13 protein-coding genes and 1 tRNA gene are annotated in these 13,910 nt (G+C 61.4%); 11 read left to right on the plus strand and 3 right to left on the minus strand.

Features of this window, described 5'->3' with window-relative positions; all coding sequences use genetic code 11:
- The first annotated feature begins 100 nt into the window (after positions 1 to 100).
- The 10 genes from HG800_RS25370 (at position 101) to HG800_RS25415 (ending at position 8,663) form a co-directional block, all read left to right on the plus strand.
- Complete coding sequence (locus HG800_RS25370; RefSeq protein WP_169980897.1) at positions 101 to 268, plus strand: hypothetical protein; 168 nt, start codon at positions 101 to 103, stop codon at positions 266 to 268.
- A gap of 12 nt (positions 269 to 280) precedes the next feature.
- The gene (locus HG800_RS25375; protein WP_169980899.1) at positions 281 to 1,069 is read left to right on the plus strand and encodes a hypothetical protein; all 789 of its coding nucleotides are present in this window, start codon (positions 281 to 283) and stop codon (positions 1,067 to 1,069) included.
- 866 nt (positions 1,070 to 1,935) lie between these two features.
- Complete coding sequence (locus HG800_RS28340; protein WP_169980902.1) at positions 1,936 to 2,241, plus strand: HNH endonuclease; 306 nt, start codon at positions 1,936 to 1,938, stop codon at positions 2,239 to 2,241.
- Between the two features lie 954 nt (positions 2,242 to 3,195).
- Positions 3,196 to 3,429 carry a helix-turn-helix transcriptional regulator gene (locus tag HG800_RS25385; protein ID WP_169980904.1) on the plus strand — a complete coding sequence of 78 codons (234 nt, stop codon included), beginning with the start codon at positions 3,196 to 3,198 and terminating at the stop codon, positions 3,427 to 3,429.
- Entirely contained in the window at positions 3,422 to 3,847 is a 426-nt protein-coding gene (locus tag HG800_RS25390; protein ID WP_169980906.1) for a hypothetical protein, read from the plus strand. The genes HG800_RS25385 and HG800_RS25390 overlap by 8 nt, the downstream gene beginning before the upstream one ends.
- A gap of 78 nt (positions 3,848 to 3,925) precedes the next feature.
- A complete protein-coding gene (locus HG800_RS25395) occupies positions 3,926 to 4,624 on the plus strand; it encodes a DUF669 domain-containing protein (RefSeq protein ID WP_169980908.1) in 699 nt (232 codons plus the stop codon).
- Positions 4,621 to 5,607 (plus strand): hypothetical protein, encoded by a 987-nt coding sequence (locus HG800_RS25400; RefSeq protein ID WP_169980910.1) that lies wholly within the window; start codon positions 4,621 to 4,623, stop codon positions 5,605 to 5,607. Before HG800_RS25395 ends, HG800_RS25400 begins: the two co-directional genes overlap by 4 nt.
- Positions 5,604 to 6,500 carry a DnaB-like helicase C-terminal domain-containing protein gene (locus tag HG800_RS25405; RefSeq protein ID WP_169980912.1) on the plus strand — a complete coding sequence of 299 codons (897 nt, stop codon included), beginning with the start codon at positions 5,604 to 5,606 and terminating at the stop codon, positions 6,498 to 6,500. Before HG800_RS25400 ends, HG800_RS25405 begins: the two co-directional genes overlap by 4 nt.
- The gene (locus HG800_RS25410; protein ID WP_169980914.1) at positions 6,497 to 6,868 is read left to right on the plus strand and encodes a helix-turn-helix domain-containing protein; all 372 of its coding nucleotides are present in this window, start codon (positions 6,497 to 6,499) and stop codon (positions 6,866 to 6,868) included. Before HG800_RS25405 ends, HG800_RS25410 begins: the two co-directional genes overlap by 4 nt.
- Positions 6,869 to 7,121: 253 nt before the next feature.
- Complete coding sequence (locus HG800_RS25415; RefSeq protein WP_169980916.1) at positions 7,122 to 8,663, plus strand: tyrosine-type recombinase/integrase; 1,542 nt, start codon at positions 7,122 to 7,124, stop codon at positions 8,661 to 8,663.
- A 50-nt stretch (positions 8,664 to 8,713) separates the two neighbouring features.
- Here the strand turns inward: HG800_RS25415 and HG800_RS25420 are convergent.
- From HG800_RS25420 to HG800_RS25430, 3 genes are all read right to left on the minus strand, one after another.
- Positions 8,714 to 8,784, minus strand: a tRNA-Gln gene (locus tag HG800_RS25420).
- 212 nt (positions 8,785 to 8,996) lie between these two features.
- Complete coding sequence (locus HG800_RS25425) at positions 8,997 to 10,712, minus strand: dihydroxyacetone kinase family protein (RefSeq protein ID WP_169980918.1); 1,716 nt, start codon at positions 10,710 to 10,712, stop codon at positions 8,997 to 8,999.
- Between the two features lie 61 nt (positions 10,713 to 10,773).
- Positions 10,774 to 11,643 (minus strand): amidohydrolase family protein, encoded by an 870-nt coding sequence (locus HG800_RS25430; protein ID WP_315852108.1) that lies wholly within the window; start codon positions 11,641 to 11,643, stop codon positions 10,774 to 10,776.
- 460 nt (positions 11,644 to 12,103) lie between these two features.
- Here HG800_RS25430 and HG800_RS25435 point away from each other — a divergent pair, with 460 nt between their 5' ends.
- A complete protein-coding gene (locus HG800_RS25435) occupies positions 12,104 to 13,891 on the plus strand; it encodes a metal-sulfur cluster assembly factor (RefSeq protein WP_169980920.1) in 1,788 nt (595 codons plus the stop codon).
- Positions 13,892 to 13,910: the final 19 nt, after the last annotated feature.

A 13,910-nucleotide genomic window follows, 5' to 3' on the forward strand; every position in this document is an offset into this window, starting at 1 on the left:
ACAGAATCACACAGGGCGAGTCCATACCGGCACGCTATGGAGAGGACGGGGCAATGGTTTGGGCCCTACTAAGTGGGTCGCCAGAGGTTCCTGGACGACCGTGAGGACGCGACCTACGGTTGCGATGCTCTCCCTCGGAGTCGCGACCATGGCCATCGTCACGCTCACCGACGCCGAGCGCGACCACCTTCGCGGCCTGGCGAAGCGGTCCGATGACCGCCGCGTCATCCACCGGGCGTTGGCCCTGCTGGACCTCGGCGCCGGCTAGGCCCCCGAGGAGGTGGCCGCCCGCCTCGGCGTCGGCCGCTCCTCCGTCTACGGCTGGGCCGCGCGCTACCGGTCCGATCGCCGGACGGCCCCGTCGCTGGCCGACCGGCCGCGTGCCGGGCGCCAGCCCAAGGCCAGGCGGGCCGCCGCCGAGCTGGCCGAGGCGGCATTGGCCTCCGACCCCCGCGCCGCCGGCTATCGCCAGAGCATCTCGACCGTTCCCCTGCTGGTCGCCCACCCCGAGCGCTCGGTCGGCCGCGACGCCAGCGGCACGACCATGCGCCGCGCCCGCACGGCCTGGGCTATCGCTGGAAGCAGCCCCGTTTCGTCCTCTCCCGCCGCTCACCCACCTGGCGGCAGGCAAAGGGGGGCTGAGGCGCGGGCTGGCCGGGCGCACGCGCACCGTCGTCCTGTTCTCCGACGCCACAATCCTCGCCGAGTCGCCGCCGCTGCGCGACGGCTGGGCGAAGGCCGGCGAGCAGGCCAAGGTGCCGATCACCGGCAACCGCGATCGCCGCGTCCTGTTCGGGGCGATGGCGATCGGCACCGGCACGCTCTGCCTGGACCGGGCGGCTCAGTTGAACCAGGACGGCTTCCAGTCGCACCTGCGGCATCTCCGCTCGACGTGGCGCGGCTGAAGGATCGTCCTGTTCGTGGACCGCGGCTCGCCACACACGGCGAGGCGGTCGCTAGCCCTGGCGGGCGAGTTGGGGGTGGAGCTGCGGTTCCAGCCGACGGCGTGCCCGGAGCTGAACCCGCTCGAAGGGCTGTGATGGGAGATCAAGGGGCACGTCCTGGCTAACGAGCCGACGCCGCAGTTCGGCGAGTCACTGGAGCGGGCCATCGACCACCTGACGTTAATGAGCGGCCGGCAGCGGCGGAAGACCGCAGGCGTCCTGTCCAAGAATTTCTGGCTAACTTAGATCAAACAGGCAATGGAATAGGCCCTCGGCACTGAGGTTCCTCTCCCGACGTGACGAGACCTCAGGACGCAGAAAAGGTCTTCTGCACTCTTTGAAAAACCTTCGAGGAGAACGTGTCCGTAGAACGATCTCCATGACGCGTCTGGGTGGTTCGCAAGACGGACATGATCGTTCTGTACCCATTCTCAAACCGACAACCACACCTCAGACGCTCTGTTGGGCTAGGTCAGCCCGAGAAGGATTATCTCTCACCTCGCCAGGACCCCATTCCCTAGGAGAGCACCGCAGGAAATCGACGATATATTTCTACTGTGCCTCGGCTTCATCCCTGAGATGATCAGTCCTCAGCTCTTCAAGCCGCTTCACTGGGAGTTAAGCGGGATTGTCCACAATGCCATTCAAAGCAAATCATTTTCTGGTAGTGAGTTAAATCAACAGGCTCTAGGTGAAGTGGAGCTGGGGAACTAGGATTCGAACCTAGACTACTTGATCCAGAGTCAAGCGGACACCGCTCCGAAAGCGTTCTAGGAATTGGCTTTGCGTCTCGCCTCGAATCCGGTTCCCCCGTCGGTTCCCCTCGTTTGACAGAAGCCGATCGGATCGCGTCGCGATGAGGTCGAGTGACCAGAGGGGAGGGTGTGCCCGAATCTGTAGACTCCCGGACCCTGCACACGTCCCCCAAACATCGCGACCGCGCAACTAAGAAAAGCTTTGCGTTGAAACCCGCCGACCAGGAGACAGCCGAGTGACCCGCCGTATCAGAACCTACCAACCTGCCGAGAAGATCAAGAGCTACCGACCCAGACCATCGGTCACCCGCAGTGAGTCGAACACTTTCACCAGTTCGCCCCGTTGGCGACGACTCCGCGCCGCGATCTTGCTCGACAAGCCGCTCTGTGAGGACTGCGAGGCGAAGGGGACCACCACACCCGCCACTGAAGTTCACCACATCCAGAGCCGAGCCAGGCGCCCCGACCTGGCGCTCGACCCGGACAACCTGAAACCGCTTTGCCGGTCTTGCCACTCAAAGAGGACGGCGAGGGGAGAGTGATAGAAGGGGGAGGGGTGTCCTTCGAATTCCCAGACGCCAAACCCTGCACACGTCACCACCGAACCCTGCGTTTATTCATCACTTTTTTGGGCAACAAGGTGATGGATGCGTTTCAGGACTGTCCTCGACCTGGTCGCCCGTTCTGTGGTATCTTTCCGAACAGCGGGTTGTTCTGGTTGAGTCGCGATCGACCAGAGCCGAAGTGAGTCGGACGGCAAGGCGGACACCCTACCTCTGCCGCGCCGTCCGGCTCAACCCGTTCACCTGGTAGGGAACAACATGATGCCGCCATCAGCCCCCTGCGTAGCGTGCGGACAGCCCGTCTATGCACTCGCGAGCGTGTGCCCACATTGCGGAAGTGTCCCCTTTTCCAGCGCTCCGGCGATCGAAATGGGAAGCCTGGAAGCGTACCGGCTCATGCTCTGGCACCGGCGGCCAGACCTTCGACCGAACGCGACGACGCAGCCATCGAGCGGGGGGAGCGAAGGGGATGCCGCGAAGGGTCGAGGGTCGCGAAAGCGCGGACGACCGAAAGGGTCGAGGTCGAAACCGCCGGGACCGGACGGCAAGAAAGAAGCGGAAGTCTGGGCTCTGTACGAAAAACGCCGCGACCGGGACGACGACGGCGAATCGAAGCTCTATCACGGCATCGCCGCCGACCTGAAACCCACATTCCCAACGATAACGGCGAAACAGGCAGAGGACATCGTCCGCCGAATTAAAAGGCGACAGAAAACTTCGACCGCGTGACAGAAAATGCCTGTCAAGTGATCCCGTTTTCTGTCACGCGACTTTTGACCCGCTGGCACCTTCGGCGGTTTACTGGCGACCCCAGACATTGACGCTTCAACCCGCGTGACAAAAAATCCTCGCGAGGTCGAGGCGTCACGATCGGCCTGATGATTCTCTCGGAAGCGGCAGTCATTGTGACCTGCCGTTCCGGGAGATTCGATTATGACTGCAATTGAAGCGGCATCCCCTTCGTCGCTTTCGACTCGTCGCCTCATCGACGCCGACCAGGTCGCCGCGAAGCTGGGAATGAGCAAGCGGCAGGTTTTCCGCGCCGCTGATGCCGGGACGATTCCCACCGGCGTCAAGCTCGGACGCCTTCGACGCTGGGATGAGGTCGACCTCGACCGGTTCATCCTCGACGGTTGCCGACCGGCAGGGAGGCGCCGCTATGGCTAACCTGCCGCCTTCAAACCCCTCGCCGACCGACCCCTCGCCGGGTCGGTCCAAAGACGGCGCCGTCGAACGCGAGAAGGGACACCGGAAGCACCGGCGCCCGAAGTGTGCGGCTCACCTCGCGACCGCCAAGCATGCCGTTCTCGACCGGTTGCTCGCCGTCGGGACCGTGTCGGCGCCGGACCTCGACGATGCTTTGCCGCCGGGTCCAAGTGGCAACAAAACGTATGTCGGAACGGCGATCCTCGACCTTCGCCGCGCCGGGATGATCGTTCCGACCGGTCCGCCGATCGCGACGACGCGAGGCGGACGACATACCAATTATCTGTTTTGCTGGCGTTTATGCGTCGACGCCGACACTGTCCGACGCTATCTCGCCGCTCATCCGATTCCAGATCCCGACCCCGAAGACGAATCCTGAAACCGGCGACGCCTTCCGGGTCGTGACCCCCGGAAGGCGCCTTGATTCATTCCGGCTCGACGATTGTGAGACACGAACATGGCCAATCAACGTCCGCGCCTCGACGACATTCTATCCGGCGGCAGCGGGTTTGACGACCTCTGGAACACGACGGACGCCGCTGGCGAATTCCAGCCGATCCCGTCCGGCGTCTATCGGTGTCTCGTCGCCGATGGAAAGCTCAGCGAGGCGAAGACCGGGACGCCGTCATTCAAGGTCACCTTCGAAGTCCTCGACGGCGACCATGCCGGACGGAAGGTCTTCCATGACCTCTGGTTGACCCCGAAGGCGTTGCCGACCTCGAAGCGCGACCTCGCGAAGCTGGGGATTCGCAACCCTGCCGACATGAGGCGTCCCTTGCCTTCGGGCCTGGTCGCCGAAGTGAAGGTCGCGCTCCGAAGCGAGGACGACGGGTCGACCTTCAATCGCGTCGTGGCGTTCAAGGTTCTCGACGAGGCGCCGACCGTCGACCCGTTGGCACCGGATGAGGACGACCTCGACCCCGACGAGGACGACGAGGACTTCGGTTCTCATGAGGATGTCCGACGCTTCGCCGAACGGGTCGCGACGGCGAGGGGGGAACTGTTCAACCCCGATGCCGTCAAGGTCCGCGCCGTCGAGGCGGACGCCGTCGACGACGACGGTTTCGACTGGCAAGCAGGGGAACAACGCGGGGCGAAGGGGATGCCGCGCGACGCCGTTGACCCTGATGATGACCGGAGGTCGCGATACCGATGACCGACGCGCCGCTCGCCTTCCGCATGGTGGGCGGCGCGGACAACCCTCGACGCCTTGTCGACGCTCGCAAGGCATGGTCCCTGTATGCTGCCGCCGATTCGAGGGTTCAACCGTCGCTGCCTGCCTTCCTGAGTGCCTTCACCTTCCCGAAGGCGTTCAAGCAACATCTCGACGCCACCGGCTCGACGGCAGGCTATGCCGGGTCGGTCGGCGCCCCCTTCGTTCACTTCGACCTCGACCGGGATGACCTCGACGACGCCGTCCGGGACGCTCGGAAGCTCGCCGCCTTCCTGGTCGATCGGCTCGACCTCGACGCCGATGACCTGGTCATCAGCTATTCCGGGTCGAAAGGGTTCCATGTCTCAATCCCGATGCCGCCGATGGAAGCGGCAGAGGACAATCACACCGTCGCGAAGGCGTTCGCCTGCCGCCTCGCCGACGAGGTCGGAATCGACATCGACCAGGGAGTCTACGACCGGGTCCGACCCTTCCGCGCCCCGAATTCGAGGCACCGGAAGACGGGATTGTTCAAGGTCCGCCTCGACCTCGACGACCTGCTCTATCTCGACGCCGACAAGGTCCGACGCCGCGCCGTCGAGCCGATTCCCTTCGACCTGCCGTCATCCCCTTCGCCGCTCTCGCGATTGGCGGACGACTGGCGAACGGTCGCCGGTGAGGTCCGGCGGCAGAGTCGGCAGCGGGTCGAGGTCCGGCGGCAGGTCGGCAGCAACACCGGCGGCAGGATCACGCCGTCAACCCGCGACCTCATGCTCGACCCGGTCGCCGTCGAGGTCGGTTCAAGGCATGCTCGCCTTTTCAGCGCTGCCGCAAACCTCGCCGAATTCGGCACCGTCGAAGACCTCATCGTCGCCTTGCTCACCGGTCCGGGACTCGATACGGGCCTGCCGCCTCGCGAGGTCATCCGGCAGATTCAATGCGGCATCGAACACGCTCGACGGCAGAGCGAAGGGGACGCCGCATGAGAACCTTCGTCACTGCCGAAGGGTTGTTCGGCGATTGGCTCGACGACCTGCACAGCACCGAACCGCCGCTCACCTGGTCGTCCGGCGACGAATGCTTCGACCATGTCGAACTCGCGCCGGGTCGGATTGTCCTCGTCGGCGGGGGACCGGGCGCCGGGAAGACTGCCGCGATCCTGCAATGGGTCTTCGGCATGCTCGAAACCAATCCCGACCTTCGCGTCCTCGTCGCCAACGTCGAGATGTCGCCGATGACCCTGATGACCCGGCAGCTATCCCGATTGTCCGGGATCCCGCTCACCGCGATTCGGAAACGGCAGGTTGACCCTGCCGACCGCCGCAAGCTCGACGAGGCGGCAAGCCGGATTGGCGCCGCTGGGGACCGCCTCGCCTTCGGGTCCGACCCTCACCGGCTCGACGCCATCGCGACCGCCGCAAGCGACCATGGCGCCGACCTGGTCGTCCTCGATTATCTTCAACGGATCGCGCCGGCGAGCAAGGCGGACGGCATGCGGGACCGAATCAACGCCCTGATGTCCGAGATGAGGCGCCTTGCCAATGTCGGCGGAATCGCGATCCTCGCCGCTGCCGCGCTGGCGAGAGGCGGACAGGCGAAATATGAGGGGAAAGGCATGGGTTTAGGATCGTTCCGCGAATCGTCTGAACTCGAATACGGTGCCGATGACGCCTTGCTGCTCTATCCCAGCGAGGACGACGACCCGTCGAGCCTTGTCCGGTCGATGACCTTGCACCATGCCAAGTGTCGGGACGGCGAGCAACGCGACGTTTCCCTCGAATTCCATCGGCGGACCCAACGGTTCAAGCTCAATCCCTGGTCACCTTCGACCGATTGGACGATGACCGTAGCGTCGAACGGCAAGGGGAAGAAACGATGAGCCGTCCGAACCGATCCGACGCCAACAAACGCCGCTGGTTCTGGCGCCAATGGATGAGCCTGTTGCATGGCCTCGCCGATGTCGACATGAGGGACTTGAACCGCTCCGAAATGGTCGTCTACCTCGCCTTGCTGCGCGATACCAAGCCGGACGGGACGGCGCGGGCCGGATTGTCCGACCTCGCGACGCGAGGGGGGATGAGCCGATCCTCGACGATTCGAGCCGTTCAATCCCTCGTCGACCAGGGGAAAATCACGATCGTTAAACCCGGCGTCCCTGGCAAGGCGACCCTGTATACCTTGCTGCCGCTCGACGCCTTCCGTAAGCTCAATCCGGTCGCCGCCCGATGGATTGACGGCGAGGAATGAGGGAGAGAAAAGGGTGTCACTGGTGAAACCTTTTGGGTATCACTGGTGACAAAAAGTGTGGTCGCTGGTGCCACCTATCCTATATTCGGACTTCGTCCGTAATATGATGCGGACGCCGTACCACCGTACGACGCCGCATTTTATTGGGTTTTACTCGGCAGCGGGGCAGCGACACGAGTGTAGGACAACCCGGCATCCCCTTCGCCTCGCGACGCAAGGGGACGACCGGCGGCAAGGGTAGGGAGATGAGCCGATGGGAAGGGTCTTCCGCAAGGTCGTCAATCGACCGGTTCCGACGAACGCCGTAATCGTCGAGGACAGCAAGGGACAACGGCAGGCGAAGTGGACGCCTCGCGGCGCACGGCGACCGATGACGGCAGAGGTCGTGACCCTCGACGACGGACGCGAGGTCGTCCGGCAGGAAACCGGCGTCTACCTCTGCCGCTATCGCGACGCCGACGGACGGGTCCGAGAGGAATCGACCGGATGCCGGGACAAGGCGGCAGCGGAGCAACGCCTCGCCGACCTGGAACGGCAAGTCGACCGGGTCCGCGCCGGTGTCATCTCCCCTGCCGAAGCTGCCGCCGTCGAGCGGTCCGCCGGTGCCATCGGCGACCAGATCGACGCCTACCTCGCGACCCTCACCGGCTCGAAATCGCACCGGGACAACACCGGGCGCTACCTTCGACGCCTCGCCGCCGATCTACGATGGTTCCGCCTCGCCGACATGAGGCGCGATGACCTTGAACGCTGGCTTGCCGACCAGAGCCGACCCGGCGAGGACGGACGACCGACGAGGTCCGCCCGATCCCGCGACGCCTTCCGGGTCGCCGCTGCCGCCTTCGCCTCATGGTGTGTCCGGGTCGGTCGCCTGCCGTCGAACCCTTTCGCCGCCTTGCCGAAGGCGAATCTCGACGCCGACCGACGCCGTCCTCGACGGGCCTTGACTCCGGACGAATTGCGACGCCTCGTCGATGCCGCTCAGAACGCGCCAGAACGCCCTGAGACAACGCGAGGCGAAGGGGATGACAAATCCACCCGCCGACCGGCGCAACGCCTCACAGGGAGCGACAGAGCCGGCCTGTATGCCTTACTCGCCGGGACCGGACTCCGAATCAACGAGGTCCGTCTTCTGACGGTCGCCGACTGCCGCCTCGACGCCTCGACGCCTCACCTTCGGTTGTCGGCGGCAATCACGAAGAACGGCAAGTCGGACACCCTGCCGTTGCGTGCCGACCTGGTCCCCTTGCTTCGACCTCGCGTCGAGGGACGCCGACCGACCGACCCGGTCTTCGATGTCCCTGCCGACCTCATCAAACGCTTCCATGCCGACTGCCGCCGCGCCAAGATCGACCGATACAACGGCGACGGCGACCAGGTCGACCTGCATAGCCTTCGCCTCACCTTCGGGTCTTACCTCGCTGCCGCCGGTGTCCCTCTGACGACCGCTCAGAAGCTCATGCGGCATTCCGACCCGAAGCTCACCGCCAACGTCTACACCGATCCGCGATTGCTCGACCTCGCCGGTGCCGTCGAGGCGATTCCGTCCGTCGCGCCTTCGGTTCCCCCCGTCGACCGGTCCGGTTCCCCTTCGGTTCCCCCTGCCGACGATTCCGGTCTTATCACTGGCGCAGTGATAAGGGCAGTGAAAACGTCGCCTGCTGCGCCTTCGGTTCCCCCTGCCGCCGGTTCTGGTTCCCCTTCGGTTCCCCTCTCGGTTCCCCTCACTGACGACATCTCAGGTCATTCCGTGGCACCTTCCGACACGAAGCGCCGCAAGCCGAAGGCGTCGTAAGTCCTTTGTGCGCATGAAAAAACCCGCCATTTCAGCGGGTTTCTTGGAAGCTGGGGAACTAGGATTCGAACCTAGACTACTTGATCCAGAGTCAAGCGTGCTACCGTTACACCATTCCCCAATAGAGAAATCTGGAAATGCGAAAAAAGTGAAGAAAAAAGAACGAAAATGATTGGGTCGTGGGTTGCGCAGGGTGTGAGAGATATTAAATCAGCAAGATGCCGATGTTTCAAGTCCGATTGATGAGGCGAGTGTTCAAATCGTGCGAAACCAGAGTGACAGGAGGAACAAGTGAATCGAATCGACGAGGGTTGGGATCGCGTTGAGTAAGGTTTATTGAGTGTTTGACAACGCGTGAAGCCAGATTGAGACGGCCTGTGCTCCGGGGTCAGGATGACCGAGGACACGGGAGCCGAGGTAGCTCGATCGGCCTTGGCGAGGCATCATCTGGGTCGTGGATTGCACACCGAGATCGGCGGAGGATACGGCGGCACGAAGGGCCTGGATTGGGGTGGCTCCTGCGTTTAGTGTCTGATCGAGGCTCTTTGACGCGGGAATCAGCGCATCGAGCATCGTCCGATCTCCAGCTTGGGCACCCCCGATCTCGGCAATCGCGTCGATCGCGGAACGAAGGGCGAACGCCCAGGTTTGGGCGTCGGTTCCGGTCGTAGAACGAAAGCAGGTTGAGGCTCGGTAAAGCCCCGCGGCATAAAGAGGACCAGTTGTTCCACCGACGGATTTCTGAATCGTCGCGGCCAAGGCTCGAAGTGTCGCGGCTGGGTCGTCAGTGGGGAGCGAAGGAAGGAGTTCCCGAATGGCCCGGGCACCCCGAGCCAGACTGATTCCCAGGTCACCATCGCCTGACACCCGATCCGAATCAGTTAGCAAAGGTTCCGCGTCAAGCAAGGCATCGACGATCCGATGAAGAGCATGACCCAATCCGCGCTCTTGTTTCGTGAGTGAAGACGCTTCGGAAGGTAGGATTTCAGCCAGCCTGCCTGATGATTCAGCAATCGAACTTGGAGCCGAACGGGATCGATCAGAAGCATTGGGCCAGGCATGCGCTCGGGTCGGAGCATCAAGCCGTTTTTGTCGAAGCCGATCAAGACGCATCACCGAGAGTGAGACACCGACCATTTCAAGGGAAGTTAGAAACGTTCCCACGTAAACACGCTCAACTATGAATTCTTTTGCCTTGAGTTCCGACAGTGCTCGGCGGGCAACGAGGATCAATTCCATCGGAGGGGTCGCTCCGAGGTTGTTGACAAGCAAGGCAACCGACGCGCCAGTGGGGAGTTTCAAATCGCCGAGAATCTGGTCGAGCAAGCAATCAACAAGTTCATCGACGGGTTTGAGGGATTCACGACGAATCCCGGGTTCGCCGTGGATCCCGAGACCGATCTCGATCTCCTGTGGTCCGAGATCGAAGCCAGGTTTGCCTGAAACGGGAATAATCCCCGGAGAAAGGGCGACTCCCATGGTTCGAACCGATTCGGCAGCGTTTCGGGCTTCGGCTGCGACCTCGGCCAAGGACGCTCCTGCCTCGCTGGCGGCTCCGGCAACCTTGTGAACCAAAACCGTCCCGGCAAGTCCCCGTCGTCCTGCATGGTTCGTCGAAGACGACAAGGCGACGTCATCAGCCACAATCACCATCTCAACCGGAATCCCTTCGGACCTGGCCAGCTCAGCGGCGAATCCGAAATTTAGACGATCGCCGGTGTAATTCTTGACAATTAAGAGAACGCCGGCTGGACCGGCGACCGCCCGGATCGCTGCGATCACTTCATCCGTAGACGGTGACGTGAACACATCTCCCAGAACCGCTGCCGACAGCATTCCCCGTCCCACATAGCCCGCATGGGCAGGTTCATGACCGCTGCCTCCTCCAGAAATCAATGCAACCGTGTGTCGGGGCTGGTTTGCGTCGGCAAGGTCCGCGGTGAGGAGCACATTGTGTCCCTCCAGTCGGGTCAGCTCCGGATCAAGAAGCACCAGGCCTTCGAGCATCTCTGACACCACATTGTGCGGATTGTTTATCAATTTTTTCATGAGAGTCTTCAAAAGAAAATCCAGTTCATCGCCTTTACTACTGAGCCCACATCGAAAGGGATCAGGCTGACTCGGCGAAGAGAAGCGACTCGGCAGTTCCAGTTAACAGCCATCGTCGATCGTCGTCGTCGAGGAAGTCGAGCTGAGTTTGGATGAGATCAATGCTCGCTTGATACGAATGATCAACCACTTGGAATGGGCAATCACTCTCCCACATGCAGCGATGCGACCCATACGCATCAACAACACGGCGAATCATGGGTGCAAGGTCAGTATATGGCGGACCCATTGGGCTCAGCGCGTAAAAGGCTCCAATCTTGACGTAGGCATTCGGATTTCTGGCAAGATCGCACAGTGCTCGAAGATCGGGCTCTCGGAACTGACCATCGACTCCGATCCGAGCAAGATGATCGACGATGAACGGAGTCTCCGGGTACGTTCGGCATACCCGATCGACTTCCGGCAACGCATTGGGATCGATCAGAAAGCTAATTGCCTGTTTGCTCTTAGACGCATGGGAAAACATCGCATCATATCCGGGGTGATCGAGCCAGCGATCCATCGGAAGCTTGAGGAACTGCGGTTGAACACGAAACGCTCGAACCCCCTTTGTCGCCAGGTCAGCCATTTCAGCACCAGGATCACGCCCTTCAGGATCGATGATCGCTGTCCCGATAAAGCGATCAGGATAGGCCGCGATCATGTCAACCATGTACGAATTATCGAATCCGTAATAACTCATCTGGATCAGATTCACCCGTCCCACACCTGACGGTCGACAGGTTGAAAGCAGTTCCTCAGCCGTGAACGACGGGGGCAGCATCTCGCTTTGAGTGAATCCGGGAGCAAGGGGATATCGAACAAGATCAGGAGTCCAAATGTGAGAATGAGCATCGATGTAGGGTTCGGTCTCAAGTGATAGCGGACCCACCTGGCCTCGTGGTTTTCGTTGAGCATCCGATCGGGCGTTGGCCTGCTTCTGGAAAGCACTCTCTGCGCGATCTGATGCACCAGAAATCGCCAGGCCCGTAAGTCCCATCATCGCCCCTCTGAGTAGGAAACGTCGTGAGATTGAGGAGTCAGGGTGCGTTTCGGGGTTGCTCGATGTGTGCTGAAGCAGGTCGTCAGATTGGCGTCTCATCGCGTTTTCACCTCAGGTATCGGGTCGTCGAACGCAACTCGCTTGGTCGGATCGGAGGGCTATCGCAGCACCCCGACTCCCCGATGTCAAGGAGCAGCGACCATTTCCATCGAGCGATCAACCGCTTCATGACGTATCATCGGTCGAACGTGTCGAGTTGTTCGTCAATCCGAAAGGGTGGTCTTCTCCCTTTTCAATCACAAGACGGTCACTGTCCCATCCGAACACTCTCCAAGAATTGAGAAGCGACATGCGTCGAAGTCTTTCGATCGAACGAACAGATTCCGTCGAGGCGAAGGTCCGACTGCTTCACGAGGCCTATCAGAAGGGGCGGCTCGATTTGGTCTTGTCCCTGGCTGATTCCATTCGGGAAGGCATTCGATTTGATCGTCAGATCACGCTCGATCCATTCGAGCCTCATCTCGAGGCTGAAAACTTTGTGCCGGTTGCCGATCTCCCGAAACCCTGGGCCATTTGGGCAAGAGGATGGAGGTTGGTCCAGGCGCTCTCGATCTTCGAGACCATCGGACAGGCTCGCTCCGGTGAACCGGTTGAAATTCGCCTCCGGCTCCGAATCGATCAGGTGACCGATCCAAACCGAGAACTTCGTATTGCCCGAGTTGACCTCGAGCAGGGCACCCTCCATGAGCTCCCCTCGCAGGTGTCCAGCGTGACTCGCTCGGATCAAGAGTGGCGCTGCCGTCTAACATTTCTTGCGAAGGTTCCCCAGCACGACCAGGCGACATACCTCGTCTTTACAGACAATCCCAACGCCGAACGCCCCGAGTACATCACCGACCTAAACGTTGTAGGTGAAGGCTACGACCTGGAAATCAGCAACCACTTTTATGTTGCTCGACTGTCCGGACAGGTCGGGCAGCTGGAACGCCTCACCTCACGTCGAGAACACGGGCTAGAGCTCTATGCCGGCGGAAAAGGGCATGGTGAACCTCCAGGAATCGATTGGGCCCACGATTATGTTGATCATGAGTCCTTCCAGAAGCTCCGAGTGCGAAACTGGGCGGAATGTCCCGATTTCGAGGTTGAACGGGGTCCAATATTCGTTCGGCTTCGTCGGTGGGGATTTCCTCACAGTCCCGTGCATCCGCTGTTCACCCCAAGCCGGATACACATCGATCAGACCTACACATTCCATGCAGGATTACCCTATTTCTTCAAAGAAGGAACCATGGAGGCGATCAAGGATGTGCGGATCGAAGCCATGCGGGATGATGAGTGGGTTTTCTCCGGCTATTCATACACGAACCTGATCTGGTTCGATGGCTCGGGAAAGCTTCACGACGGCCCAGTCCCCCCCGAGGCCGCCAACAACCTCTGGGGGGTCGGGTTCTATCACAATCAAAGCCAGGATGCCTTTCTTGCCTTCTGGCTGGACCATCGGGTTGACGGGCACGATCGGATCGACCATTCCGGCTCACCCACCCTCTCCTATCCCGGGCACGGACAACTCTGGAGCCGATATCCGGCACAGCAGACCGTCCTGAACGCCGGAACGGTCTTCCACCAACGAAATGCCTATCACCTCTTCCCCTTCTCCGGAGAGGGCGACGCCGAAGCTCTGGAAGCGATGCGGCACCGGCTTCTGAATCCGATCGAGCCGATCGCCGATGAACTTCCCCGGTGTGCTCACCCCCTTGCAAGCGGTTCCCTCGCTCGCCAGGGAGAAACCGAGGAATACGGACTTCAGAAACAGAACATCTGGCACGCGCTCCACCAGGTCAAGGACGAGCAACTCTATACCGCCGAGGCTAGTATCGTCGACCTTGGTTACATTTACGATGTCCGGGTGCGGGCCGGAGTCGCTCTCGTGACCGTGACCATGCCCCATCGAGGGCGACCGGTCCACGACTTCCTTGTCTCACAAGGAGGTGGCCGTGTGAGTGAAGGAATTCGTGAACACGTCCTCAGAGTTGAGGGGATTGAGAATGTGGTCGTTGACCTGACCTGGAACCCTCCCTGGACCGTCGCTCGATTGTCCAACCAGGGACGAGCGGTCATGGGCCTGGACCCATCGTGATCAGCCACTGATGCCTGGG

The organism is Tautonia rosea, assembly GCF_012958305.1.
Classification (GTDB): domain Bacteria; phylum Planctomycetota; class Planctomycetia; order Isosphaerales; family Isosphaeraceae; genus Tautonia; species Tautonia rosea.

Coding starts and splice junctions, on each gene's coding strand:
- HG800_RS25385 (WP_169980904.1), top strand. CDS start 3,196: ATGACTGCAATTGAAGCGGCATCCCCTTCGTCGCTTTCGACTCGTCGC.
- HG800_RS25390 (WP_169980906.1), top strand. CDS start 3,422: ATGGCTAACCTGCCGCCTTCAAACCCCTCGCCGACCGACCCCTCGCCG.
- HG800_RS25395 (WP_169980908.1), top strand. CDS start 3,926: ATGGCCAATCAACGTCCGCGCCTCGACGACATTCTATCCGGCGGCAGC.
- HG800_RS25400 (WP_169980910.1), top strand. CDS start 4,621: ATGACCGACGCGCCGCTCGCCTTCCGCATGGTGGGCGGCGCGGACAAC.
- HG800_RS25405 (WP_169980912.1), top strand. CDS start 5,604: ATGAGAACCTTCGTCACTGCCGAAGGGTTGTTCGGCGATTGGCTCGAC.
- HG800_RS25410 (WP_169980914.1), top strand. CDS start 6,497: ATGAGCCGTCCGAACCGATCCGACGCCAACAAACGCCGCTGGTTCTGG.
- HG800_RS25415 (WP_169980916.1), top strand. CDS start 7,122: ATGGGAAGGGTCTTCCGCAAGGTCGTCAATCGACCGGTTCCGACGAAC.
- HG800_RS25425 (WP_169980918.1), bottom strand. CDS start 10,712: ATGAAAAAATTGATAAACAATCCGCACAATGTGGTGTCAGAGATGCTC.
- HG800_RS25435 (WP_169980920.1), top strand. CDS start 12,104: ATGCGTCGAAGTCTTTCGATCGAACGAACAGATTCCGTCGAGGCGAAG.